Genomic DNA, 26959 nt, shown 5'->3' with positions numbered 1-26959 from the left:
CGCTCCGGGATCCCGAAAGAAAAATAGATTTTCCGCTGCCTTATTTCCGGCAGTCGTGCAGGCTGGCGGCGGGCAGGGTGCTGCCCAGCAGGCTCCATGCGGCATCCATGCTCTCGTTCAGCAGATAGGCCTGATTCTTCTGGACATAGATGTACACCGCCTCTTTGGTGCGGTAGGCGCAGTACACGGTGTTCCAAGTGTAGCGGTTGGTGGGCTCGGCCTTGTTTTGCTCACCGGCCATCCAGACCGAAAGCCCGGCAGCGTCCAGTTCCAGCCGGTAGAAAGGGCGGGGCAGACCCAGCTTTTTGATCTGCTTGGAGAGGTTCGAAAAAAAGGTGCCGAAGTATACGGCGGGCAGACCGATAGCTACAATGGCCAGCACGGCGGTCAGCAGCCCGGCACCCTCCCGCTTGCCGATCTGGCTCAGGCAGATGCCGGCGCACACCAGCAGAATGGCGGTGAACACCGCCGGACGCTGCCAGCCCTTGTTGTGGCGCAGCAGGTCGAAAGATGCAAAATCGCGAAAGCCCTTTTCGTCCATCTGAACGGAAACGCAAACATTCTGGGTCATAAAGTTACCCTCCTTTTTGGGCATAGTACCACATTTACCGGCAAGAAGCAAGCAAAAGATGCACCGGCGGCGGTGCATCCGGCTTGCAAATCGCCCGCAAGGCGTGGTAAAATAAGATATTATCCAACGAAAAAAGGGGGAAGCCTTGCATGGAAAAGCGCAACTGGAAGCGCAGCGTTACACTCAAGCAGCGCATGGTGCTGTGCTTGGCAGCATTTTTTGCTGCCTTTGCATTGCAGCTTGCCCTCAACGGCTATCAGGCACGGGCAGTGCAGCAGGTGCAGGACGACCAGATGAGCAACTTTAATGCCATCAGCCGCTTTCAGGGCGGTGTGGAAAGCTCCATCAGCATTCTGGAAGCGTACCGCTGGGAAAACGGCGAGACCGAGGAAATGCTGGAAAAGCTTCAGGCAGCCTGCTCCACCAGTAACGCATGGCTGTGGCGCATCCGATCCAATATGGACGGCTTGCAGAACGTCAGTGATGAGCAGTGGGTGCTGTACGGCGCGGTGGAGACCACCTACGGCAGCTACAACACCCTACTGGAAGAGCTGGAAGGCTACCTTACCAGCGGACAGGATGCAAAGGCATCCCAGCTGTACTACAACAAGGTCTCGGTCTGCGGCGGGTATCTGAGCCAGTACACCATGCAGCTGCTGAAAGCCTCGATTCTGGACGCCCAGACTACTTACACCGAGATCTCGGAGCTGGGCGAGCGGATCGCCCTGATGCAGATCGTGGTGGTGGCGCTGTGCGTGGCGCTGGGCTGTGCCTCCGGTCTGATGGTCATGCGGCTGCTGACCCCGGTCTCTCAGATGATCGTGGCTTCCCGCGCCATCAGCCGCAGCCAGTTCGATACCCCAGATATCCCGCTGCCCAAGCAGCCGGAGATCGGCCAGCTGGCAGAGTCCTTCAACCGCATGAAGCACTCTATGGCGCAGCAGGTGAACACCTTACAGGAGAAAAACGAGATCGAGCGGGAACTGCACCGCCAAAAGACCGAGGCATTGGAACTGCAGAACCGCATGGAGCGCAGCCGGTTGCAGCAGCTGCGCAGCCAGATCGACCCGCATTTTCTGTTCAACACCCTGAACGTCATCCAGCAGATGGCGGGTACAGAGTCCGCCTACCGCACGCAGGCGCTCATCATGGCGCTTTCCCATCTGCTGCGTTACAGCCTGATGAGCAACGATGAGCAGGTGCCCCTCTCCCGGGAGGTGCGCGTTGTAGACGAGTACTACTCCATCTACCATGTGCGCTTTGGCGACCGGGTGCAGATGGAGTGGGCGTTCTCGGACTCGCTGGATCTGACCGAGACCATGGTGCCGTCCTTTATCTTGCAGCCTATCGTGGAAAACGCCTTCAAGCATGGCATCTGCCCCAAGGAAGAGGGCGGCGTGGTGCGCATCCGCATGGTGCCCCTGCGGGAAAAAGGCCTGCTGTGCATCCGGGTGCTGGACAACGGCGTGGGCATTGAGCCGGAGCAGTTACAGCAGCTGCGCATGGCATTGGAGCAGCCCGCACCCCGCTGGGAACATATCGGTATTTATAACGTGGCCGCCCGCCTGCGGCTGCTGGATGCCCGCTGCCGGGTGGTGGTGCGCTCCCGGCCGGGGCGGGGAACTGCGGTGATCCTGTATCTGCCGCTGGTGGAGAATGAGGAGGAATTTGAGGAATGATTCGTCTGTTGATCGCGGATGACGAGAGGATGGAGCGGGAGGCGCTGGCGGATATCGTCATGCGCCGGTTCGAGCATGAGGTGACGGTGGAGATGGCGGAAAATGGCCGCAAAGCCGCCGATACCGCTGTGCTCTGGGAAGCAGACCTGATTTTGATGGACATCGAGATGCCGGGCATGAACGGCCTGGATGCCGCCCGCGCGGTGCTGGAACAGCGCCCGGAGTGCAAGGTGATCTTCATCACGGCGTACAGCCTGTTCCAGTACGCCCACGAGGCGGTGCATCTGGGTGCCTGCGATTATCTGCTGAAGCCGGTGGACCCGGACGAGACCGAGGCCGCCATCCGCCGCGCCATCCGGCAGATCGAAGCCGGCCGCCGCTTGGCCGAGCTGGCTGCGGAAGCCCCAGAGCCGGAAACCGCTTCGGAGCAGGAGACCGACCCCGCCGGGGAAGGGGAGAGCGACCGCAACGCACTGGTGATGGATCATGTGCGCAAGTATATGGAAGATAACTATATGGCCGACCTCTCGCTGGACAGCGTGAGCGAAATTTTGCACATCAGCCCGGCGTATCTTTCGGCACAGTTCAAAAAATACCAGAAGATGAATTTTCTGGACTGCTTGACTGAGCTGAGCATCAATGCTGCCAAGGAACTGCTGGCTGACCCCTTCCGCTCCGCAGCGGAGGTGGCCTCCATGGTGGGCTACGAGGATGCCAGCTACTTTGCCCGCGCCTTTAAAAAGCGCACCGGCATGACCCCCACCCAGTATCGGAAGGAAGCGGCAAAGGCAGCCCGGGAGGCGCGGCTGTGACCCGCCGTCAGCTGCTGCGTCTGCTGACAGCAGCCCCGGCACTGGCAGTTACAGGCTGTGCGGCACAGCCTGCTTCTTCACAGCAGGAGAAGCCGCTCATCCTGCGCTATGCGGAGAACCAGCCGGAGGACTACCCTACCAGCAAGGCAGCAAAGGCCTTTGCCGAACTTGTGGCACAGCGCACGGATGGCCGGGTGAAGGTGCTGGTTTACAGCGGGGCAGAGCTGGGCGCAGAGCAGAGCGTCATCCAGCAGATGCAGTTCGGCGGGGTTGATTTTTCCCGCGTGTCTCTGAGCCAGCTGGCAGAGTACGAGCCAGAGCTCAGTGTATTGCAGCTGCCTTATTTGTACAGCGATGCCCAGCAGATGTGGCGGGTGCTGGACGGCGGCATCGGCGATGAGTTTCTGGCCATGCTGGACGGGATGGATTTAGTAGGGCTTTCGTGGTTCGACGCCGGTGTGCGCAGCTTCTACACCCGAGAAAAGGTGACAGGGCTGGATGACTTGCAGGGGTTGACCATCCGGGTGCAGGAGTCGGACATGATGAGCGACATGATCACCGCACTGGGCGCAAAGCCGGCGCAGGTGGTGTACAGCAAGGTATATGCCGCCCTGCATAACGCCGAGATCGATGGCGCAGAGAACAACTGGCCCAGCTACGAGGTGATGGGACATTACGAGGTAGCGCCCTTTTTCCTGAAGGACGAGCACACCCGTGTGCCGGAGGTGCAGCTGGCCAGCCCGGCGGTGATGGAAAAACTTGCCGCGCTGGACGAGAGCTTCCCAGAGGTGATCCGCGCCTGCGCCCGGGAGAGCGCACAGAAGGAGCGGGAGCTCTGGGCGCGACGGGAGGCGAACGCAGAGCAGAATATGCGCAAGCGAGGCATCTGCGTCACCGAGCTGGACGAGGCCGAGAAAGCCCGCTTCCGCGCAGCGGTGCAGCCCATGTACGATGAATTCTCTGCCCAGCAGGAACTGATCGACCGGATACAGAAAAGCTGAAGAAAACACCCCGAGAAGTGCCCCGGACGGACATTTCTTGGGGTGTTATTTTGCTCATAAATACAGGAATGTATCCAACTAGTCGGCAGTGTTGCACAAACAAAATGAAAGACGATTGTGCATTGTGGCAAAAATAATCTTGACATTCTTTCGAAAAACAGGACATTTTTTGAAAGCCCTTGTTTCGTTTCGGAAAATTTGCTAAAGTGTGTACAGTCAATGAACGAAAGCTCCGGCACCTGTGCGCCCGGAGAAGTTCACAATTATTTAAGGAGGACGATTCCTATGAAAATGATCTCTCGTCGTAGCTTTATGGCCGTTGCCGGTGCAGCTACCGCTGCTGTTGCTCTGACCGCCTGCGGTGGTTCCAAGAGCGGCTCCACTTCTACCGCTGCTTCCACCTCTACCGCAGCTTCTGCTTCTGCTGCTGCCGGTGATGCAGCTGCTGCTGCCAACGATCCCAAGGTGACTCTGGTCTACGCCGAAGTCAACCCGCTGGATACCATCGTTGGTCAGACCGGTTCTCACTTCAAGGAGAAGGTCGAGGAGCTGAGCGGCGGTTCTGTGGTCGTTGACGTGCAGGCTTCCGGTGTTCTGGGCTCTGAGAACGACGTTCTGGATGCTATCCTGGGCGGCTCTACCTCCATTGATATCAGCCGTATCTCTGCTTTTGCTCTGACCAGCTACGGCTGCAACAAGTCCAAGCTCCTGTCCATCCCCTTCACCTTCAACAACCGCGCTCACTTCTGGAACTTTGCCAACAGCGATCTGGCTCCTGAGTTCCTGAACGAGCCCCAGGAGCTGGGCCTGCCCGTTCGCGGCCTGTTCTACGGCGAGGAGGGCTTCCGTCACTTCTTCACCGTCAAGCCCGTTGCAACCATCGATGACCTGAAGGGCATGAAGCTGCGTGTGTCCAACGACCCCGTTATGAACGGCATGGTCGAGGGTCTGGGCGCTAACCCCACCGTCGTTGCTTTCGGCGAGCTGTACAGCGCACTGCAGACCGGCGTTGTGGATGGCGCTGAGCAGCCCATCGCAAACTACAAGTCCAACGCCTTCCCCGAGGTTGCTAACAACCTGATTCTGGACGGCCACACTCTGGGCGCTGTGCAGGCCGTCATCACCGACAACGCATGGGGCAAGCTGACCGCTAACCAGCAGGCTGCTGTTATGGCTGCTGCTGCCGACACCCAGAAGTTCAACGCTGATCTGTCCGAGACCGCTGAGAACAAGGTTCTGGAAGAGCTGCGCTCCTCCGGCTGCAACGTTGTGGATGTGGACGACAAGACTCCCTGGCAGGAAGCTTGCGCTAAGGTCATCAAGGACAACACCTCTGATCAGGCTGAGCTGTACCAGAAGCTGCTGGACATGAAGGCATAATCTGGCTTTCCATCCAATCTAAGTAGTACATTGCCCGGCGGAGGCCCACGGGAATACGCCCGCAGGCTTCGCCGGGCTTTTATATGGAGGAATTTCTATGCCGAAAATCTTTACCACTCTGGATAAGATCAAACCGGCGTACGACATTACCTACAAGGTGGTTCTGTTCATCTGCAAGATCCTGCTGATCGCAGATATCCTCATTACCACGATGTCGGTCATTGGCCGTTACGTCCCCTTTATCCCGGACCCCTCCTGGTCTGAGGAGGTCGTTCTGACCTGCATGAGTTACATGGCTGTGCTGAGCGCTGCGCTGGCTATCCGCCGCGGCGCACACATCCGCATGACTGCCTTTGATATGTACCTGCCCAAGAAAGTGGTCAAGGCGCTGGACATTCTGTCCGACGTGGCCGTGATGGTCCTTGGTGTGGTGATGATGGCGGTCGGCTGGAACTACGCCACCACGCTGGGTGGCCGTGGCTTCTATGTTTCCATGCCTTGGCTGAGCCGCTTCTGGATGTACTTCCCGGTGCCGCTGGCCGGTGTTGCCATGGTCATCTTCGAGATCGAGTCTCTGTATAACCATATCAAGAGCTTTTTTGTAAAGGAGGAAATGTAATATGACAGTTCAGACACTGGCGATCATTGTCCTTCTTGTCAGCTTCTTTGTTATGATCTTCCTGCGCTTCCCCATTGCATACGCCGTTGGTCTGTCCAGCGTGCTGTGCATGCTGGTGCAGGGTCAGGCACTGACCGACGTCTGCCGTCTGATGGTCAAGGGTATCTCTTCCTTCAGCCTGATGGCAGTTCCGTTCTTCATCACCATGGGCGTGCTCATGGGCTCCGGCGGCATCTCTGAAAAGCTGATCGCACTGGCTGACGCCTGCGTGGGCTGGATGCGCGGCGGCATGGCCATGGTCAACATCGTGGCTTCCTACTTCTTCGGCGGCATTTCCGGTTCTGCTTCCGCCGATACCGCTTCCATCGGTTCCATCATGATCCCCATGATGGTGGATCAGGGCTACGGCGCAGACTTCTCCACCGCTGTTACCATTACCTCCTCCTGCGAGGGTCTGCTGGTTCCCCCCAGCCATAACATGGTCATCTACGCTACCACCGCCGGTGGTATCTCCGTGGGCAGCCTGTTCCTGGCCGGCTACCTGCCCGGCGCTCTGCTGGCTATCGTGCTGATGATCGGCTCCTACATCATCTCGGTCAAGCGCAACTACCCCAAGGGCGATCCGTTCAGCATCAAGGCTTTTGTCAAGCAGCTGGGCACTTCTATCTGGGCACTGGCCGCTGTTATCATCGTGGTGTTCGGCGTTGTCGGCGGTGTGTTTACCGCTACCGAGTCCGCTGCTATCGCCGTTATCTACTCTCTGCTCGTTTCCGTGTTCGTCTATAAGGGTCTGGACTGGAAGGGCGTGTGGCACGCTCTGGACGAGTGCGTCAACACCCTGTCCATCGTGCTGATCCTGATCGCTACCTCTGCAGTGTTCGGCAACTGCCTGACCATGCTGCACGTTCCTGATCTGGCAGCAACCGCCATCACCGACCTCACCGATAATCCCTACATCATTGCGCTGCTCATCGACCTGATCCTGCTGGTGCTGGGCATGATCATGGATATGGCTCCCATCATCCTGATCGCTACCCCCATCCTGCTGCCCATCGCCACCTCCATCGGCATCGATCCCATCCAGTTCGGTATCATCGTGGTTCTGAACTGCGGCATCGGTCTGCTCACTCCTCCCGTTGGCTCCGTTCTGTTCATCGGCTCTGCCGTTGCAAAGCGCCCCATGGAGAAAGTGGTCAAGGCAACCCTGCCGTTCTACCTGTGCATGTTCGTTGCACTGCTGCTGCTGACCTACATCCCCGACATCAGCCTTGCTATCCCCAAGCTGCTGGGCGGTTACGTCAGCCCCATCACAAACCCGCTGGGTCCTGTGTTCATCCACTAAGCGCAGCATAAGGAAATAACCTTGCACCCTATAAGACCGAAGCCTGTCAGCCCTTTGGGCTGCGGGCCCCGGTCTTTTTGCGTGTGCACCAAAATGCGGATAGCTTGCACGGCGGGGAACACTATGATACAATAAAGTGTATAGAAGCTGGGAAGGGGAGAGAACACTATGGAGCAAAAACGCCTGTGTCCGTTCTGCATTGGGGAGCTGCCGCCTGCGGCGACCGTCTGCCCCCATTGCGGGAAGATCTTAGAGGGCTGCAACCCGGCGGGCTGCCTGCCGGTGGGCACGGTGCTGGCTGGGCGCTATACCGTGGGCGAGATGCGCAGTCTGGACGGCGAGGGCGTGTTGTACAGCGGCGTGGAGAACCTGGGCGGCTTCCGGGTGACCATCAAGGAGTACCTGCCCGTCACCCTGTCTGCGGAGCGGGGTGCGGACTGCATCCTGCGCCCCAAGCAGGGCAGCGAAGTGCTGTTCAAGACCACCCGCATGGACTTTGCAGACCTGTACCGCGCCATCCAACGCATTACCCCCGCCAGCGGTCTGGAGGCCGTGCTGGACGTGGTGGAAGCCAACAACACCGTGTATGCGGTGCTGGAAAATTTAGGCGGCACCCCGCTGGAGCAGTGGCTGGAAAACCGCTCCGCCCCGGTGCGGGCAGAGGATGCCTGCGCCATGCTGCGCCCGGTGTTTGAGGGTGTGGCAGCCATGCACAAGGCAGGGCTGGTGCACCGCGGCATCTGCCCGGAGAATATCCGGGTAATGGCAGATGGCCGGTGCCGTCTGGCCGGGTATGCCACCGTGGGTCTGCGCACCGCAGGCAGCGGCCTGCACGAGCAGCTGTACGAGGGCTACTCCGCGCCGGAGCAGTACACCACCGCCGAGTTTGAGGGGCGCTACACCGATGAGTACAGCCTTGCCGCCGTCTTTTACCGCATGGTATGCGGGCAGGCACCCATGCCCGCTGCTCAGCGCGTGGTGTCGGACTCTAACCCCCGGGCACGCACCGTAGAGCCTGCCGTACCGGCCTATGTCTCCGATGTATTGCAGCTGGGGCTGCGGCTCAAGGTCATGGAGCGTATCCAGACTGTGCCGCAGCTGTATCAGGCACTTTCTTCCAAAGAATATACCGCCGAGTTGACCCGCACCATGAAGCCGGAGACCCCGATGCATCCGGTGCGGGCAGAGCAGAGCGCGCAGGGCAGGGAGCATCTGCTCAGTTTGAAGGGGCTGCTGGCGGGCATCCTGATCCTGCTTTCCGTTCTGATCTTGCTCACCCTGTGGGGCATTGTGAGCAGCAAGGAGGAACAAACTCCTTCTTCGGAGCCGAGCTCGGAAGCTGCCAGCAGCGAGGAAATGAAGCCCCAGAACCTTGTGCCCAACTTTGTGGGCATCGATTACGAGCAGATCAAGAATAACCGCGAGTACACCAGTATGTACCTGTTCCGCGCGGTGCTGGAGTACAGCGATACCGTGCCCTCCGGGCAGGTCATCCGGCAGGAGCCGGAGGCCGGCGAGGTGATGGAAAACGGCGAGGTGATCCAGATCGTGGTCAGTCAGGGTCCGGAGAAGGTGGAGATGCCCAAGATCATCGGTGCATCGCAGGATAAGGCCATTGAGATATTGAGCAGCCGGGGGCTTGTGGCCAGCTGCTTTATGGTGGTGAACGATGGCTCCTACGCCACGGGCTGTGTGGTCTCTGCCAGCGAGGAAGAGGGCGCTATGGTCACGGTGGGTACGGTGATCACCATATATATCGCCGCAGACCCCAGTGTGCAGATCACCGCCACCCCGGAAGAACCTGCAGCTACCGAGCCTACCACCCCGGAAACGCCCCCGGAGGGCGGCACAGAGCCGGAATACGATACAGATTAAAAAATAAAAGCAGAAGCGGGAGCCTTGCAACGGGCTCCCGCTTCTGCTTGTTTAGGATAGGAAAGAGAATGGCAAATTAAAGATTGGTGTAGCCCATCAGGCAGCGGTCTACTTCGGCGGCGCAATCGCGGCCTTCGCGCAGACCCCACACCACAAGGCTCTGACCGCGGCGCATATCGCCGCAGACAAATACCTTGTCCACGTTGGTCTTAAAGCTGTGGTCGGCCACGTTGCCCCGGGCGGTCAGCTCCACCCCAAAGGCATCGGCTGTGTAGTTTTCGCAGCCGGTAAAGCCTGCGGCGATAAACGCCAGCTGGCAGTCGTAGGTAAATTCCTTGCCGGTGGGCACCATGCTGGTGCGGCCGGTTTCGGGGTCGCGCTCTGGTTTCAGGCAGCTGATGACGGCACCGGTCAGGTTGCCGGCTTCATCCTTCAAAAACTCCTTGACGGTGGTCTGGTACACACGCGGGTCCTTGCCGAACTTGGCAATGCACTCGGTCTGGCCATAGTCCACCTTCAGCACCCGGGGCCACTCCGGCCACGGGTTTGCAGCGGTGCGCTCGACAGGGGGCTGCGGCATCATTTCCAGTGCCATCAGGTCGGTGCAGCCCTGCCGCAGGGCAGTGCCCTGACAGTCGTTGCCGGTGTCGCCGCCGCCGATGACCAGCACGTTTTTACCGGCTGCATTGATGGCCCTGCCGTCCACAAAACCCGAGTCCAGCAGGCTCTTGGTCACGCTGGTTAGGTAGTCCACGGCAAAGTGCACGCCCTTGGCATCCCGGCCGGGCACGTTCAGGTCCCGGGGCTTTTTTGCGCCGCAGCACAGCACCACGGCATCAAAATCAGCCAGCAGCTGCTCGGCAGGCACGGCACCGCCCACATCCATGCCGGTGCGGAACACCACACCCTCGGCCTGCATCAGCTTGATCCGGCGCTCGATGACCGCCTTATCCAGCTTCATGTTGGGGATGCCGTACATCAAAAGGCCGCCCACCCGGTCGGCGCGCTCAAACACGGTAACGGCGTGGCCGCGCTTGTTCAGGTACTCGGCCACCGAAAGCCCCGCAGGGCCGCTGCCCACCACGGCAACGCTCTTGCCGGTACGGGTCGGCGGCGGGGTGGCAGTCAGCCAGTTTTTGGCGTAGGCCGTCTCGATGATGGCGTGCTCGTTTTCGCGCACGGTGACACTGTTGCCGGTCACATCCCCGCAGGTGCAGGCGGCCTCACACAGGGCGGGGCACACCCGGCTGGTAAACTCCGGAAAGCGGTTGGTGGCCATCAGGCGGTGGAGCGCAAGCTCCCACTTGCCATGGTACACCAGATCGTTCCACTCCGGGATGAGATTGTTCAGCGGACAGCCGGAGGCCATGCCGCCGATCATCATGCCTGCCTGACAGAAGGGCACGCCGCAATCCATGCAGCGGGCGGCCTGCGTCTGCTGCTGCTCCCGCGAGAGCCAGATGTGGAACTCGTTAAAATTTTCAAGGCGCTCCAGCGGCGCAACGTCCGTGCTGGTCTTGCGCGCATAATCCATAAATCCTGTTGTCTTACCCATGCTGCTGCCCCTCCTTACTTATGCTTCTGCACTGCATAGAATGCTTCGATCTGTGCCTGCTCGCCGTCCAGACCACGCTCCTCTACCGAGGCGATGACCCGCAGCATACGGTCGTAATCGTAAGGCAGCACCTTTTTGAATTTGGGCAGGAACGCGCTGAAATTATCCAGAATTTCCTTGCCGCGCGGAGAGCCGGTGGCCTCCACATGGGCGCGGATCAGCTCCTTCAGGGTAGCAACATCGTACTTGTGCTCCACCGGCTCAAGGCTGACGGTCTCCTTGTTCACCCGCTGGTAGAAGTCCCAGTTTTCGTCCAGCACATAGGCAATGCCGCCGGTCATACCGGCTGCAAAGTTTTTGCCGGTCTGGCCCAGCACCACCACGGTGCCGCCGGTCATGTACTCGCAGCCGTGGTCGCCCACGCCCTCCACAACGGCGGTAGCGCCGCTGTTGCGCACGCAGAAGCGCTCACCGGCCACACCGGAGATGAACGCCTTGCCACTGGTAGCGCCGTACAGCGCCACGTTGCCGGTAATGATGTTTTCCTCGGGCTTGAAGTCGATGCCCTGCGGCGGGCGCACAACGATCTTGCCGCCGGAAAGGCCCTTGCCCATGTAGTCGTTGCAGTCGCCCACCAGTTCCAGCGTCAGGCCATTGGGGATAAAGGCGCCAAAACTCTGGCCGCCTGCACCGGTGCAGTGCACGGTGTACACATCATCCGGCAGATCGTTGCCGTATTTGCGGGTGATCTCGCTGCCAAAGATGGCACCAAAGGCGCGGTCCACGTTAGAAACATTCAGGCTGACGTTCTGGGGAGCTTTGCTGCCCAGCTTGAACTTCTTCATCAACACCTTCATGTCCAGCGTGTTTTCCAGATGGAAGTCGTAGCTGTCTTCCTTGATAAAGTGAACGTTACTGTTTGCAATGGCGGGGTTGTGCAGGATGCAGTCCAGATCCAGCTCTGCTGCACGGCTGCCCGGGGCGGCGGGCTTGACCCGCAGCAGGTCGGTGCGGCCCACCAGCTCGTCCACGGTGCGCACGCCCAGCTTTGCCATGTACTCCCGCAGCTCCTCGGCCACAAAGGTAAGGTAGTTGATGATGTACTCCGGCTTGCCCTTGAAGTTCTTGCGCAGTTCGGGGTTCTGGGTGCAGATGCCCATGGGGCAGGTGTCCAGATTGCACACACGCATCATCACGCAGCCCTCTGCCATCAGCAGGGTAGTGCCGAAGCCGAACTCCTCTGCGCCCAGCATGCAGCTGATGGCCACATCCCGGCCGGACAGCAGCTTGGAGTCGCTCTCAATGCGCACGCGGGTGCGCAGGCCGTTCAGGATCAGGGTCTGGTGGGTCTCGGCGATGCCCAGCTCCCAGGGCAGACCGGCGTGCTTGATGGAGGTGCGGGGTGCAGCACCGGTGCCGCCGTCATAGCCGGACACCAGAATGACCTGTGCGCCGCCCTTGGCAACACCGGCGGCAATGGTGCCGACACCGGCCTCGCTGACCAGCTTGACGTTGATGTTAGCGCTGCGGTTGGCGTTTTTCAGGTCGTAGATCAGCTCTGCCAGATCCTCAATGGAGTAGATATCGTGGTGGGGCGGGGGAGAGATCAGACCCACGCCGGTGGTGCTGTGGCGGGTCTTGGCAATCCACGGATACACCTTGGCACCGGGCAGATTGCCGCCCTCGCCGGGTTTTGCGCCCTGTGCCAGCTTGATCTGGATCTCCTCGGCACTGACCAGATACTTGCTGGTCACGCCAAAGCGGGCAGAGGCTACCTGCTTGATCTTGGAATTGCTCTCGCTGTGGTAACGCTCCTCAGGCTCGCCGCCCTCGCCGGTATTGCTGCGCCCGCCCAGACGGTTCAGGGCGATGGCAATGGTCTCGTGCGCCTCGCTGCTCAGTGCGCCGTAGCTCATGGCAGCACCCTTGAACCGCTTGACGATGCTGGAGACCGGCTCTACTTCTTCCAGTGGGATGCCGCCGTCTGCGGCATAGTTGAAGTCCAGCAGGCTGCGCAGATGCACGCCCTCGGCACCCATGTTGTCCACCGTCTGGGTGAACTGCTTGAAGGTGGCGTAATCGCCGGTGCGGCAGGCTTTCTGGAACAGGTGGATGGTCTGGGGGTTGAACAGGTGCTCTTCCTTGCCGCTGCGGAACTTGTGGGCACCGCTGTCGGCCAGCTCCATGTTGATATCCAGCCCCAGCGGGTCAAAGGCAGCGTTGTGCAGCGCCTCCACATCGGCCTGAATGTCTGCCATGCTGATGCCGCCCACACGGCTCACGGTGCCGGTAAAGTATTTATCAATGACCTCCTTCGAGATACCCACAGCCTCGAAGATCTGGCTGCTCTGGTAGCTCTGGATGGTGGAAATGCCCATCTTGGAGGCAATCTTCACGATGCCGTTGAGGATGGCGTTGTCGTAGTCCTGCACGGCGGCGTAATAGTCCTTGTCCAGCAGACCCTCGTCGATCAGCTGGCCGATGGTTTCGTGTGCCAGATAGGGGTTGATGGCGCAGGCGCCGTAGCCCAGCAGGGTGGCAAAGTGGTGCACCTCCCGGGGCTCGGCGCTTTCCAAAATCAGCGCCAGTGCGGTGCTTTTTTTGGTGCGGATAAGATACTGGGAAACCGCCGAAACCGCCAGCAGGCTGGGGATGGTCACATGGTATTCATCCACGTCGCGGTCAGACAGGATGATGATGTTTGCACCCTCCTTGTAGGCGCGGTCGACTTCCAAGAATACCCGGTCGATGGCCTTTTCCAGACTGGTGTTCTTATAGTAGTTGATGGACACCGTAGCCACCTTGAAGCCCGGCACGTTCATGTACTTGATCTTCAACAGGTCGGTGTTGGTCAGGATGGGGTTGTGCACCTTGAGCACCTTGCAGTTTTCGGGCTTATCCTCCAGCAGGTTGCCGTGGGCGCCGATGTAAACGCTGGTGGAGGTGACCACCTTTTCCCGGATGGCGTCAATGGGCGGGTTCGTCACCTGCGCGAAACGCTGCTTGAAGTAGTTGAACAGCGGGGGATGCTGGCTGCTGAGCACAGCCAGCGGGGTGTCGGTACCCATGGCACCGGAGGGCTCTGCGCCAGCCCGCGCCATGGCAAGGATCATGGTGTTCACGTCCTCGTACTTGTAGCCGAACACCTTCTGCAGCCGGGTCAGCTGCTCGCCGGTGTAGCTTTCCACCTTCACGTTGGGAATCTTCAGCCCGCTCAGCTGCACCAGATTGCGGTCGATCCACTCGCCGTAGGGCTCGCGGCTGGCGTAAAGCTCCTTCAGCTTTTCGTCGTCCACCACTTCGCCCTTGACGGTATCCACCAGCAGCATTTTGCCGGGGCGCAGACGCTCCTTGACCAGAATGTTCTCCGGGTCGCATTCCAGCACACCCACCTCAGAGGACAGGATCATGCGGCCGTCCTTTGTGATGTAGTAGCGGCTGGGACGCAGACCGTTGCGGTCCAGCACTGCGCCCATCACATCGCCGTCCGAGAACAGGATGGCGGCGGGGCCGTCCCACGGCTCCAGCATGGTGGCGTAGTACTGGTAGAAATCCCGCTTTTTCTGGCTGATGTTCTTGTTGTTCTCCCACGGCTCGGGGATGGTGATCATCACAGCCAGCGGCAGGTCCATGCCGTTCATCACCATAAACTCAAGGGTGTTGTCCAGCATGGCGGAGTCCGAACCGGAGGTGTTGATGATGGGCAGGATCTTGTTCATATCGTCCTGCAAAATGGGGCTGGAGATGCTCTCCTCGCGCGCCAGCATGGCGTCGGTGTTGCCCTTGATGGTGTTGATCTCGCCGTTGTGCAGGATAAAGCGGTTGGGGTGTGCACGCATCCAGCTGGGGTTGGTGTTGGTAGAAAAGCGGCTGTGCACCATGCCGATAGCGGACTCATAGTCCGGGTCCTGCAAGTCGGCATAGAAGCGGCGCAGGTCGTGCACGAGGAACATACCCTTATACACGATGGTGCGGCTGGACAGGCTGGGCACATAGGTGCCGTTGCTGGCCTGCTCGAACACGCGGCGCACAATGTACAGGCGGCGGTCAAACTCGATGCCCTTGCTTACCTTGGCGGGCTTTTTGATGAAGCACTGCCAGATGGCGGGCATGCAGTCCCGCGCCTTCTGACCCACGGCATCGGGGTCCACGGGCACTTCGCGCCATGCCAGAAACTCCAGTCCCTCCTTGCGGGTGACCACCTCGAACAGCTTCATGGCCTGTGCCCGCAGGTGCTCGTTCTGGGGGAAGAAGAACATACCCACGCCGTACTCCCGCTCGTTGCCCAGCCGGATGTTCAGCTCCTCGGCGACCTTGGAGAAGAACTTGTGGCTGATCTGCAGCAGGATGCCCACGCCATCGCCGGTCTTACCCTCGGCGTCCTTACCGGCGCGGTGCTCCAGCCGCTCCACGATGGACAGTGCATCGTCCACCGTCTGGTGGCTTTTACGTCCCTTGATGTCCACCACAGCGCCGATGCCGCAGGCATCGTGCTCGAACTGTGGGTCGTACAGACCAAGGGTGGTTTTCTGCTCTGTAAAGTTTTCCATAGTCTTTCCCATCCTTTTTACTTGTTTACCGGGGGCTGCGGCACCCTCCGCAGCTTTTTATCCCCTGCAAAAAGAAAAAAGCGCCCCGCAAGGGCACAGGATGCCCCTGCGGAACGCCTTTGTTCCGATACCTGATATTATACAGATTCCTGAAAAATTTTCAAGTGACAGCTGCACCAAATATGCTACACACATTGCGCCGCTTCTTGTGCGAAACGCCGCGAGCCCCCGCAGCTGTGCGCGGCATACAAACAAAACCGCCGCACCCGGCGTTGTGCACGCGGGTACGGCGGTTTGGAGGAATTTGCCCTGAGTGATGCGGAACACTCAGGACTCAGGAATGCTTTGATTTGCGGGTGAAGAACCATCCGCAGGCCAGCAGCAGGGAGCCCAGGCTTGCCAGCACACCGGCCATCCAGCCGGTGGTGCCGGTCTGGGGCAGGGTGGGCACTGCCGGGACAGCGGGCTGTGCGGCGGCGGGAGCTTCCGTGTGGGGAGCCTGAGCCGGAGCGTCGGATGCGGCGGCAGCTTCGGTGCCGTTGGTGTCGTCAGAGTCAGCCGGGGCTTCCGGGGCGGAGGCGTCTGCGTCGGGGTCCGGTGCCAGAGAGATCTCTTCCACCGGCAGAACCGCCAATTCTGAGTTGCGGGTTTGTTGTAAAATAACCAAACGAAACCTCACCCGCCCAGAATGGCCTGCAGGTCGGCTTCCGGGGTGGCAATGGGCTTGAGGCCGTACCGTTCCTGCAGGGTGCGCACCACCCCCGGCGAGAGGAACGGGGGCAGGGTAGGCCCCAGCCGGATGTTCCGGATGCCCAGCGCCAGCAGCGCGATGAGGATGCACACGGCCTTCTGCTCAAACCAGCACAGCACCAGCGAGAGGGGCAGGTCGTTGACGCCGCAGCCAAAGGCGTCGGCCAGCGCCAATGCGATGCGGATGGCGCTGTAGGCGTCGTTGCACTGGCCCACGTCCAGGATGCGGGGCAGGCCGGTGCCCGGCACGGTGCCAAGGGGCAGGTCGTTCAGGCGGAACTTGCCGCAGGCCAGGGTCAGCAGGATGGTGTCGGGCGGGGTAAGGCGGGCAAACTCGGTGTAGTAGCGGCGGCTGGGCCGGGTGCCGTCGCAGCCGCCCACCAGAAAGAAGTGCCGCAGCTTACCGTCCCGCACCGCCTGCACGATCTCGTCCGCGTGCTGCAGCACGGCGGTACGGGCAAAACCGGTGGTCACCGTGGAGCCGCCGTTCAGGCCGGGCAGCAGGGTGTCCTGCGCGTAGCCGCCCAGCTCCAGCGCCTTTTCGATCACCGGGGAAAAGTCGCGCCCTTCGTCGATGTGGGGCACGCCGGGGTAAGCCACCACCGAGGTGGTGAACACCCGGTCGGCGTAGCTGGCGCGCAGGGGCATGATGCAGTTGGTGGTGAACAGGATGGGCGCGGGGATGTCCTCGAACTCCCGCTGCTGGTTCTGCCATGCGGTGCCAAAGTTGCCCTTGAGGTGGGGGTAGCGGCGCTTCAGCTCCGGGTAGCCGTGGGCGGGCAGCATCTCCGAGTGGGTGTAGACGTTGACGCCCCGGCCTGCAGTCTGTTCCAGCAGCTGCTGTGCGTCGTAGAGGTCGTGGCCGGAAATCACGATGAACGGCCCCTTTTCAATGGTCAGGGGCACCTGCACCGGTTCCGGATCGCCAAACGCGCCGGTGTTGGCCGCGTCCAGCAGCTCCATGCAGCGGTAGCTGGCTTCTCCTGTGGCCTGCACCAGCTGCCACAGGGCGTCTGTGGTCTGGCCGGGGTCGCCCACGGCCTGCAGGGCGGTACAGAAGAACCGGTCCAGCTCCGGGTCGATGCGGCCCAGCACCCGGGCGTGGTAGTTGTAGGCGGCCATGCCCCGCAGGCTGAACAACACAAAGCATTTCAGGCTGCGCCGGTCGGCATCCGGTTCCCGCCAGAGGGCCTGCATGTCGTAGTCCGGGCCGGTGCCGGGGCTGGCGTCGTGCACCCGGCGGGTCAGCGCGTCCACGGCGGCGGGGTCAAAGTTCACGTTGGTAATGGTGGTGAACAGCCCCTGCATCAGCAGCCGGGCCTGTTCCGGGGCCGGGCCGCGCCCCGCCGCGATGAGCTGCCCGGCAAATGCGATGAGCGCCCCGGTGAGCCGGTCCTGTGCGGCGGCTGTCTCGGCCGACTTGCCGCACACCCCCGCTGCGCCGGTGCAGGCGGTGCAGCCCGCCGCCTGCTCACACTGAAAACAAAACATCTGCTCGTCCATACAAAACTCCCTTTCTGCCATAAGATACTGCCAGTGTGGGCAGAGCGGGGCGGGGTTATACCCAAAAAGAGCCGCACCCCTGCGGGCGCGGCTCTTGGACGATGCAGTATGACTTAGTAGGTGATGCCCTGTGCCATCATGGCGGTAGCAACCTTCAAGAAGCCGGCGCAGTTTGCACCGACCATCAGGTTGCCCTCAGAACCGGCAGCCACAGAAGCGTCGTAGGAAGCGTGGAAGATGCCCTCCATGATGCCCTTCAGCTTGGCATCCACTTCCTCAAAGCTCCAGCTCAGGCGCTCGGAGTTCTGGCTCATCTCCAGACCGGAGGTAGCCACGCCGCCTGCGTTGGAAGCCTTTGCGGGTCCGTACAGGATGCCGTTGGACAGGTAGACCTCGATAGCCTCCGGGGTGCTGGGCATGTTAGCGCCCTCGCAGACCACGGTGCAGCCGCCCTTTACCAGAGCCTCGGCAGACTCCTTGTTGATCTCGTTCTGGGTAGCGCAGGGCAGGGCGATGTCGCAGGGGACAGTCCAAACCTTGCTGCAATCAGCCACATAGGTTACACCCTCGTGGGTCTCGGCGTACTCCTTGATACGGCCGCGGCGCACTTCCTTCAGATCCTTGACGTAAGCCAGATCAATGCCGTTGGGGTCGTAGACGTAGCCGTTGGAGTCGGACATGGTAACCACCTTGGCGCCCATCTGGGTCGCCTTCTCGCAGGCGTAGATGGCCACGTTGCCGGAGCCGGAGATGACCACGGTCTTGCCCTCGAGGCTGTCGTTGCGCATGCACTTCAGGGCCTCAGCGGTAAAGTAGCACAGGCCGTAGCCGGTAGCCTGGGTACGGGCCAGAGAACCACCAAAGGTCAGGCCCTTGCCGGTGAGCATACCGCCCTGGAAGCTGTTGGTCAGGCGCTTGTACTGGCCGAACAGATAGCCAACCTCACGGCCGCCCACGCCGATATCACCGGCAGGGCAGTCCACGAACTGGCCGATGTGGCGGTACAGCTCGGTCATAAAGCTCTGGCAGAAGCGCATCACTTCCATGTCGCTCTTGCCGTGGGGGTCAAAGTCAGAGCCGCCCTTGCCGCCGCCCATGGGCAGGGTGGTCAGGCTGTTCTTGAAGGTCTGCTCGAAGCCCAGGAACTTCAGGATGCCCTGATTGACAGAGGGATGGAAGCGCAGGCCGCCCTTGTAGGGGCCGATGGCGCTGTTGAACTGCACGCGGTAGCCGCGGTTCACCTGCACCTTACCGGCATCGTCCACCCAGGGCACACGGAAGGTGATGATGCGCTCCGGCTCCACCAGACGCTCGATCAGACCGGCCTTCTCGTACTCGGGGTGCTTTTCCACAACGGGCTGGATGCTCTCCAGCACCTCGCGCACAGCCTGCAAAAACTCGGGCTCGTTGGCGTTGCGCTTTTCCAGACCCTCGTAAACACGCTTCAGGTATTCATTCGTCAGCATAATAGAATACTCCTTTTCCCAATTACTCTATAAATTTGAAAAAGCGGAAATGCCTTTGCCCGCCGCACAGCGGGGATATCCTTGCAGATGCCGGGCGCTTCCGGTTCTCCATGCTTGCACGGCACGCCCGCAATGGCGGGCAATGCTTACTTTATTATTATAAAGCTTTGCGGTGGGTTTTACAATAGCAAAAAGCAGAATTTGTTTAAAAAAACAGATAAAAAGTCACAGCTGCTTCACAAAACGAAAATTAAAAGCCGGAATGCGCCGCGAACCTTGTTTTTTAAAGTGCGCTGCCGCTCCAAAGCCCTGCGGAAAAGAATGCCTTTTGCGCGTCGGCGGGCTTATCTAAGCAAAAAGCCCTGTGTCGCAACGGGCACAGGGCGGGATGCAGTTACTTCTTCAGCAGCTTTTCGCAGGCGTCTGCGGCACCTTCCAAGAATTCGCCGCCATAGGTCTCGATCATGCCGGCATCGGAAAGCTCTGCCAGTTTGGGGTCGATGGGGCACTTGGCCAGCACAGGCAGATGATGCTTTGCGGCCACCTCGTCCACATGGCTGTTGCCAAACACATTGATGTGCTTGCCGCAGTCCGGGCAGACGATGTAGCTCATGTTCTCCACGATGCCCAGCATGGGCACCTTCATCATCTCGGCCATGTTCACGGCCTTTGCCACGATCATGCTTACCAGCTCCTGCGGGCTTGCCACCACAACGATGCCATCCACCGGCAGGCTCTGGAACACGGTCAGGGGCACATCACCGGTGCCCGGGGGCATATCCACGAACAGGAAATCCACGTCCTTCCAGACCACATCGGTCCAGAACTGCTTGACCGCGCCGGCAATGACCGGGCCGCGCCACACAACGGGGTCTTCCTCGTTTTCCACCAGCAGGTTGATGCTCATCACATCAATGCCCATGCGGCTCTGGATAGGCCAGCATCCCTTATCGTCCGCCATGGCACGGCCATGAATGCCGAACAGCTTGGGGATGGACGGGCCGGTGATATCGGCATCCAGAATGCCGCAGTGGTAGCCGCGGCGGGCCATGGCACAGGCCAGCAGGGCGCTGGTCATGCTTTTGCCCACGCCGCCCTTGCCGGAAACAACGCCGATGACCTTTTTCACACTGCTGTTAGGGTTGGGGGCATCGTGCTGCGGAGCGGCATCGCGGGAAGAACAGGCTGCACTGCAATTGGAGCAGTCATGGGTACATTCTTCGCTCATTCTCTTTGTCGCGCACGGCAGGGGCAGGACCCGGGCGGTGCGCTTCCTCCTTGCTCAAAATACAGGCAGGGAGCTTGCGCCCTGCCTGACCACTGTTAACTATACCATAAAAAGTGCGCAGAAACAACCCATAGTGCCGCTCATGTTTTGCAAAGCCGCTGCATAGGCTGAACCGTGAACGCCCGTTCCGGGGCAGGGGGAGGTGCAGGGTGCGGCAGAACTACTTTAAAAATGCGGCGCTGCTTACCGGTTCGGACGTGGTGCTGCGGCTGGCAGGCATGGGGCTGCGCATCTGGCTGGCAAACGCTTTGGGCGGGGCGGGTATGGGACTGTACCAGCTGGTGCTGGCGGTGTACGGGCTGTTCGTCACGCTGGCTACGGCGGGCATCTCGGTGGCGGCTACCCGGCTGCTGACCGAGGAGCTCAGCCGGGACAAGGCCGCTGCGCACGGGATGCTGGTGCGGCTGGTGCTGGCAGGGCTGGGGTTGGGCGGGTTTGCCATGCTTGTCCAGCTTGCCACCGCAGGCCTTGCGGCAAAATGGTGGCTGGGGGATATCCGCGCCGCTGCTGCGCTGCGCACCTCGGCGCTGGGGTTGCCGTGGATGGCTGTCTCTGCGGTGCTGCGCGGCTTTTTTCTGGCACGGCGGCGGGTAGAGCCCAACGTGCTCAGCCAGCTGGCAGAGCAGACGGTGCGCATTGCTGCCGTGGTGTGGGCGCTTACCCGCACGCAGGGCTGGCCGGACGGCAGCCGCTGTGCGCTGGTGCTGGCCGCCACCGCCCTGAGCGAGGCCGTATCCACCGTCCTGATGGGCCTGTTTTACCGGCGGGAGGCGGCACGCTGCTTCGGCAGCACAGCGCCGTGCCCGCCAAGAGAGGTGTCCCGGCGGCTGTGGGAGATATTATGGCCGGTGGAGGGCGGCAGGGCGCTTTCCAGCGCGCTGCACACCGCCGAGAATATGCTGGTGCCCGCCTGCCTTGCAGTGTATCTGGGGGCTTCTGGTGGGCGCACCGCTGCGCTGGAGCAGTACGGCACCTTAAAGGGCATGGCGCTGCCGCTGCTCAATTTCCCCTTCGGGCTGCTGGGCAGTCTGGCGGTTTTGCTGATGCCGGAAATCACGCAGGCGCATATCGAGGGGCAGACCGCCCGGCTGAACGCGCTGCTGGACCGGATGCTGCGGCTTACGGGGTACTTCTCCGCGCTGGCGGGTACGCTGTTCTGGGTGTGGGGCAGGCCGCTGGCGCAGCTGCTCTACCATAGCCCGGAGGCGGGGTTCTATCTGGAGACCCTTGCCCCGGCTATGCCGCTGATGTATCTGGAAAGCATGGTGGACGGTGCCATGAAGGGCATCGGGGAGCAGAAAGCTGCCTTCCGGTACAGCGTGTGGGACGCTGTGCTGCGCATTGGCGGGGTGGCGGTGCTGCTGCCCCGGTACGGGATGCGGGGCTTTCTGGCAGTCATCCTGCTTTCCAGTTTTTACACCTGCGCAGCCAACACCGGGCGGCTGCTGCTTTCCAGCGGTACAGGGCATGCTTTCCGGCGGTGGCTGGGTGCGCCGCTGCTGGCGGCTGCCGCCGCCGGTGCGGCAGGGCGGGGTGTGCGCCGGGCGCTGGCGGGCTTTCCGGCTCAAGGGTTGCCGGGGCAGCTGGTCGTACTGACGGCGGGCGGTACGGTGACGGCCCTCGTGTTTTTACTGGCGGCGCTGCCGCTGGGGCTTTGGGAGGAGCTGCGGGCGGTGCTGCGGCAGGCAAAGACCGGGAAAAACAGGGGAAAGTGATAAAAACGTAATTTTTCTGGACACAGGCGGGGATTGTGAGTATAATACAAACGTGTAGTTGTATCCTTCCGGCATATTGCCGGGGAGCACTGCCGAAAAAGCAGCGCAGGGCAAACCCTTGGCGCTGAGAGGAAAAAAGAGGATCGTAAGTGAAAGATAAAACCAAGAATACCCCGCAGGTGCTGCTGCGCCGTGCGCTGCTGGTGCTGATGGATGCAGCCATTGTGGCATTCAGCTTTTATTTTGCTCTGCTGCTGCGGGCAGACGGTGCCGTGGAGGCCGTGTGGTGGCCCCACAACCGCGCCCTGCTGTACGAAAATCTGCCGTGGATCGTGGCGGTGTATATCGTCTGCTTTCTGGCGGGCGGGCTGTACTCAGTGCTGTGGAAGTACGCCGGCGAGCGGGATCTGATCCGCCTTGCCGGTATGATCGTCGTGCCCACCGCCGTGGTGTATGTGGTGAACCGCTGCCTTATCCACGGTGTGCTGTTCAATTCCGCAAACTGCATGGCCTCGGTGCTCATCTTTTTGTTTATCGGCGGCAGCCGTCTGGCTTGGCGGCTGTTTTTGAACCACCCGCTGGGTGAGCAGCTGCGCAAGGTGCCCGCCAAAGACCCCAACCGCCCGGTGATGATCGTAGGCGCGGGCGAAGCCGGTGCATGGGCCATCAACGTGTGCAAATCCAACAAGGAATACGGTCACGCCGTGGTGGCGGTGGACGATGACCCCGCAAAGCTGAACCAGACCATCCACGGCGTGCCGGTCAAGGGCACGCTGGAGGATATCCCGGAGCTGTGCAATCGCTACGGCATCCACAGCATCATCATTGCCATCCCTACCTTAAAGGGCAGCAAGCTGAGCCATGTCATCGACCTGTGCGTCAGCACCCACTGCGCGGTGCAGGTGCTCAGCGACCCGCAGCTGGTGGGCAGCGGTGCACCCCAGCAGGAGGTGTTCCGCGAGCTGAACCCCGCCGACTTCCTCTCCCGCGAGGAGGTCACGCTGGATACCGACAAAATCTCCGGCTACCTCACCGGCAAAACGGTGCTGGTAACGGGCGGTGGCGGCTCCATCGGCAGCGAGCTGTGCCGTCAGGTCATGCGCTTCAAGCCCGGCAAGCTGCTGATCTTTGATATCTACGAAAACTGCGCCTACGAGCTGCTGATGGAACTGCAGCAGAAGTACGGCCGCGATATCCCGGTCACGGTGCTCATTGGCTCTATCCGGGATAAAAAGCGTCTGGACGAGGTTTTTGATACCTACCACCCCACGGTGGTGTTCCATGCTGCGGCGCATAAGCACGTCCCGCTGATGGAGGTAAGCCCTGCCGAGGCGGTAAAGAACAACGTGCTGGGCACCAAAAACCTGCTGGTCAGCGCCAGTGAGCACGGGGTAGAGCGCTTTGTGCAGCTTTCCACCGATAAGGCCGTGAACCCCACCAGCGTCATGGGCTGCACCAAGCGCATCTGCGAAATGCTCATCCAGACCTTTGCGGGCAACACGGATATGAAGTGCGTGGCGGTGCGGTTCGGCAACGTGCTGGGCAGCCACGGCAGCGTTATCCCGCTGTTTGAAGCCCAGATCAAAAAGGGCGGGCCGGTCACTCTGACCGACCCCAACATCGTGCGCTACTTTATGACCATCCCGGAGGCAGCCCAGCTGGTGCTGCAGGCGGGTGCGCTGGCCGAAAGCGGCAATATCTATGTGCTGGATATGGGCGAGCCGGTGCGCATTATGGATCTGGCCAAGCAGCTCATCCGCTTTTACGGCTACGAGCCGGGTGTGAATATGGAGATCAAGATCGTGGGTCTGCGCCCCGGTGAAAAGCTTTACGAAGAGCTGATGATGGACGAGGAGCAGGACAAGATGCGCCGCACCCAGCACAACAAGATCTTTGTGGCAAGCCCCCGCACCATTGATCTGGCCGAGTTCTACGAGCAGCTGCAGGCGCTGGAAGCCGCTGCTGCCCACAACGACGAGGGCGTGGTGCGCCAGCTGGCGGCTATGATCCCCACCTTTACCCCCACCCGGGAGAACCTGAAACTATAACAGCTGGAACTGCGGCACTGGGCCGCATGGGATAGACCGCAGGCCGGAACATGCCGGGCTGCGCAAAACGAGAGGGATGTTATTATGGAAAAGAAACCGTTTCTGACCGAGGCGATGGCACAGCAGATCATCGAGGATGTGCCCACGCCGTTCCACGTCTACGACGAAAAGGGCATCCGGGAGAATGTCCGCCGCATCAACAAGGCCTTCAGCTGGAACAAGGGCTTCAAGGAGTATTTTGCGGTCAAGGCACTGCCGAACCCTGTCATCCTGCAGATCCTCAAGGAGGAGGGCTGCGGCGTGGATTGCTCCTCCCTGACCGAGCTGATGCTCAGCGAGGTCTGCGGCTTTACCGGCCACGACATCATGTTCTCCTCCAACCAGACCCCTGTGGAGGATATGCAGAAGGCCTACGAGCTGGGCGCCTACATCAATCTGGACGACGCCACCATGGTGGAGTTTCTGGAGCGGGTGGCCGGTGTGCCGCAGGAGATCTTCTGCCGCTATAACCCCGGCGGAACCTTCCAGCTGGGCGAGAGCGAAGAGGGCTTTCAGGTCATGGACAAGCCCGGCGATGCCAAGTACGGTATGACCGAGCAGCAGATGATTGACAGCTACAAAAAGCTGATGAAGAAGGGCGCAAAGCAGTTCGGCATCCATGCCTTCTTAGCCTCCAACACCATCTCGGACGCCTACTACCCGGAGCTGGCAGCTATCCTGTTCCAGCTGGCTGTCCGGGTGCAGCAGGCTACCGGTGCGCACATCAGCTACATCAACCTGTCCGGCGGCGTGGGCATCCCTTACCGCCCGGAGCAGACCGAGAACGACATCATGGCCATCGGCGAGGGCGTGCGCCAGAAGTTTGAGGAGATCCTTGTGCCCGCTGGTATGGGCGATGTGGCCATCTTCACCGAGATGGGCCGCTTTACCACCGGCCCCTACGGTGCGCTGGTGTCCACCGTCATCCACGAAAAGCACATCTATAAGGAGTACATTGGTCTGGACGCTTGCGCCGCAAACCTGATGCGCCCCGCCATGTACGGTGCTTATCACCACATCACAGTGCTGGGCAAGGAGAACGAGCCCTGCGACCACAAGTACGACGTGGTGGGTGGACTGTGCGAGAATAACGACAAGTTTGCCGTTGACCGGATGCTGCCCAAGATCGACATCGGGGATATCCTTTACATCCACGATACCGGTGCCCACGGCTCTGCTATGGGCTACAACTACAACGGCAAGCTGCACTGCGCTGAGGTGCTGCTGTGCGAGGATGGCTCTCACCGGCTGATCCGCCGCGCCCAGACCCCGCGGGATTACTTTGCAACGCTGGACTTTTTGCCCTTTATGAAGCCCCTGTTTGAGGACTGATTCTGATAAAAACGAGGTATGACCCATGTTTTTTGGCTTTCAGCTTACCCTTGGCCTGATGATGGCCTTTTACGGTTTTTCGGTGATGAAAAATCCCCGCGTGTGGGGCGATCAGGGGCGCAGGGCGGTCAAGGCCGAAAACTTTGAGGAATACTGCCGCCAGAACGGCCAGTTCTTTTTAAAGGCGGGCTGTGTTGTGGCGGTGATCGGTGCACTGGATGCCCTGATCACGCTGGATGCCCTGCTGTACGCCCTGTTGTACATTTTTGGCTTGGCCTTTGCCTTCTACCCCCTTACCCGCTGGTGCAAGCAGAACGAGGGCTTCTCCTGGCCGTGGCCCCACGTCCGGAGCGAGAAAAAGCGCATCAAAGAGCTGCGCCGCGAGCAGGAAGAACAGCAGAATGAGGAAAAAGGGGAGAAGTGATCTCCCTGAATAGATAGCAAAAGAACAGCTCCCGGTCACGCCGCTGACGTGACCGGGAGCTGTTTTACTGTTTGCGGATAAGCGGGCGCTTATTCGGCGTCCTTCGGGTCGGTCATCAATTCCTTGATGCTGGGCACAACGCCGCCCAGATTCTGCAGCTCAGAGGGGATGATGATCTTGGTGGCCTTACCGTTGGCAACCTTTGCCAGCGCTTCAAGGCTGCGGATAGCCAGCACCTTGTCGCTGGGCATGGCCTCGTTCAGCAGACGGATGGCATCGGCGTTGGCCTTCTGCACAGCCAGAATGGCCTGCGCTTCGCCCTCGGCCTCCAGAATGCGCTGCTGCTTCACAGCATCGGCGCGCAGGATGGCGGCTTCCTTTTCGCCTTCTGCGGCGGTAATGGCGGCCTGCTTTTCACCGTCTGCCTTCAGGATGACGGCGCGCTTCTCGCGCTCAGCCTTCATCTGCTTTTCCATGGCTTCCTGAATTTCCCGCGGCGGGATGATGTTCTTCACCTCCACGCGGTTCACCTTGATGCCCCACTTGTCGGTGGCTTCGTCAAGGATGGCGGTGATCTTGCCGTTGATGACATCGCGGCTGGTCAGGGTGTGATCCAGCTCCATCTCACCAATGATGTTGCGCAGGGTGGTGGCGGAAAGGCTCTCGATGGCGGCAATGGGCTGGTTGACACCGTAGGTGTACAGCTTTGCGTCCATGACCTGAAAGAACACCACGGTGTCGATCTGCATAGTCACGTTATCGCGGGTGATCACAGGCTGAGGGGGAAAGTCTGCCACCTGCTCCTTCAGGCTTACCTTTTTGGCAATGCGCTCAATAAAGGGGATCTTGACGTGCAGGCCGGCAGTCCATGTATCGGAGTAGCTGCCCAGCCGCTCAATGACATATACCTTGGACTGCGGCACGATGACGATGTTGGAAACAATGACCAGCACCAGAACAAAAACAAGCGCAAGGATGACAAAAAACAGAACCATAATACATCTCCTTTG

At 60.5% G+C, this 26959-nt stretch carries 19 protein-coding genes; 11 read left to right on the top strand and 8 right to left on the bottom strand.

Translation table 11 applies throughout. The features are described from left to right. Positions 1-40 precede the first annotated feature (40 nt). Positions 41-571 (bottom strand): YcxB family protein, encoded by a 531-nt coding sequence (locus WMO44_RS04935; protein ID WP_055184990.1) that lies wholly within the window; start codon positions 569-571, stop codon positions 41-43. 149 nt (positions 572-720) lie between these two features. On the opposite strand from WMO44_RS04935, the gene WMO44_RS04930 reads away from it, so the two are divergent. The 7 genes from WMO44_RS04930 to WMO44_RS04900 all read left to right on the top strand — a co-directional run bounded on the left by WMO44_RS04930 (position 721) and on the right by WMO44_RS04900 (position 9279). Next, a complete protein-coding gene (locus WMO44_RS04930) occupies positions 721-2250 on the top strand; it encodes a sensor histidine kinase (protein WP_349151931.1) in 1530 nt (509 codons plus the stop codon). Further along, complete coding sequence (locus tag WMO44_RS04925; protein WP_349151930.1) at positions 2247-3062, top strand: response regulator transcription factor; 816 nt, start codon at positions 2247-2249, stop codon at positions 3060-3062. The genes WMO44_RS04930 and WMO44_RS04925 overlap by 4 nt, the downstream gene beginning before the upstream one ends. Then, positions 3059-4063: a TRAP transporter substrate-binding protein gene (locus tag WMO44_RS04920; protein WP_349151929.1), complete on the top strand. Its 1005-nt coding sequence runs from the start codon at positions 3059-3061 to the stop codon at positions 4061-4063. Before WMO44_RS04925 ends, WMO44_RS04920 begins: the two co-directional genes overlap by 4 nt. A gap of 285 nt (positions 4064-4348) precedes the next feature. After that, positions 4349-5443: a TRAP transporter substrate-binding protein gene (locus WMO44_RS04915; protein ID WP_005923418.1), complete on the top strand. Its 1095-nt coding sequence runs from the start codon at positions 4349-4351 to the stop codon at positions 5441-5443. A 97-nt stretch (positions 5444-5540) separates the two neighbouring features. Next, on the top strand, positions 5541-6062 hold the full coding sequence (locus tag WMO44_RS04910) for a TRAP transporter small permease (protein ID WP_349151928.1): 522 nt from the start codon (positions 5541-5543) through the stop codon (positions 6060-6062). 1 nt (position 6063) lies between these two features. Continuing rightward, a complete protein-coding gene (locus tag WMO44_RS04905) occupies positions 6064-7404 on the top strand; it encodes a TRAP transporter large permease (protein WP_118657387.1) in 1341 nt (446 codons plus the stop codon). 168 nt (positions 7405-7572) lie between these two features. Beyond that, complete coding sequence (locus WMO44_RS04900) at positions 7573-9279, top strand: PASTA domain-containing protein (protein ID WP_349151927.1); 1707 nt, start codon at positions 7573-7575, stop codon at positions 9277-9279. Positions 9280-9355: 76 nt separating this feature from the next. On the opposite strand, the gene WMO44_RS04895 is transcribed toward WMO44_RS04900, so the two are convergent. From WMO44_RS04895 to WMO44_RS04870, 6 genes are all read right to left on the bottom strand, one after another. Then, a complete protein-coding gene (locus tag WMO44_RS04895; RefSeq protein WP_349151926.1) occupies positions 9356-10834 on the bottom strand; it encodes a glutamate synthase subunit beta in 1479 nt (492 codons plus the stop codon). 14 nt (positions 10835-10848) lie between these two features. Further along, positions 10849-15384 (bottom strand): glutamate synthase large subunit, encoded by a 4536-nt coding sequence (gene gltB, locus WMO44_RS04890; RefSeq protein WP_349151925.1) that lies wholly within the window; start codon positions 15382-15384, stop codon positions 10849-10851. Between the two features lie 334 nt (positions 15385-15718). After that, positions 15719-16003: an LPXTG cell wall anchor domain-containing protein gene (locus tag WMO44_RS04885; protein WP_349151924.1), complete on the bottom strand. Its 285-nt coding sequence runs from the start codon at positions 16001-16003 to the stop codon at positions 15719-15721. Between the two features lie 56 nt (positions 16004-16059). Next, positions 16060-17637 (bottom strand): hydroxylamine reductase, encoded by a 1578-nt coding sequence (gene hcp / locus WMO44_RS04880; protein WP_044960262.1) that lies wholly within the window; start codon positions 17635-17637, stop codon positions 16060-16062. Between the two features lie 113 nt (positions 17638-17750). Then, positions 17751-19103, bottom strand: a complete 1353-nt coding sequence (gdhA, locus tag WMO44_RS04875; RefSeq protein ID WP_249254200.1) for an NADP-specific glutamate dehydrogenase — start codon at positions 19101-19103, stop codon at positions 17751-17753. Between the two features lie 394 nt (positions 19104-19497). Next, the gene (locus WMO44_RS04870; protein ID WP_015537868.1) at positions 19498-20331 is read right to left on the bottom strand and encodes an Mrp/NBP35 family ATP-binding protein; all 834 of its coding nucleotides are present in this window, start codon (positions 20329-20331) and stop codon (positions 19498-19500) included. 209 nt (positions 20332-20540) lie between these two features. On the opposite strand from WMO44_RS04870, the gene WMO44_RS04865 reads away from it, so the two are divergent. The 4 genes from WMO44_RS04865 (at position 20541) to WMO44_RS04850 (ending at position 25949) form a co-directional block, all read left to right on the top strand. Continuing rightward, positions 20541-22106, top strand: a complete 1566-nt coding sequence (locus WMO44_RS04865) for an oligosaccharide flippase family protein (RefSeq protein ID WP_349151923.1) — start codon at positions 20541-20543, stop codon at positions 22104-22106. 149 nt (positions 22107-22255) lie between these two features. Then, positions 22256-24154 (top strand): polysaccharide biosynthesis protein, encoded by a 1899-nt coding sequence (locus tag WMO44_RS04860; protein WP_349151922.1) that lies wholly within the window; start codon positions 22256-22258, stop codon positions 24152-24154. A gap of 84 nt (positions 24155-24238) precedes the next feature. Continuing rightward, the gene (locus WMO44_RS04855) at positions 24239-25525 is read left to right on the top strand and encodes a diaminopimelate decarboxylase (protein WP_349151921.1); all 1287 of its coding nucleotides are present in this window, start codon (positions 24239-24241) and stop codon (positions 25523-25525) included. 25 nt (positions 25526-25550) lie between these two features. Next, positions 25551-25949 (top strand): hypothetical protein, encoded by a 399-nt coding sequence (locus tag WMO44_RS04850; RefSeq protein WP_349151920.1) that lies wholly within the window; start codon positions 25551-25553, stop codon positions 25947-25949. A gap of 89 nt (positions 25950-26038) precedes the next feature. Here the strand turns inward: WMO44_RS04850 and WMO44_RS04845 are convergent, their stop codons facing one another. Beyond that, positions 26039-26944: an SPFH domain-containing protein gene (locus tag WMO44_RS04845; protein ID WP_005923470.1), complete on the bottom strand. Its 906-nt coding sequence runs from the start codon at positions 26942-26944 to the stop codon at positions 26039-26041. Between the last annotated feature and the right edge of the window lie 15 nt (positions 26945-26959).

It is taken from the genome of Faecalibacterium tardum (assembly GCF_040096515.1).
Classification (GTDB): Bacteria; Bacillota; Clostridia; order Oscillospirales; family Ruminococcaceae; genus Faecalibacterium; species Faecalibacterium tardum.
This window is presented reverse-complemented; position numbering and strand designations above follow the sequence as displayed.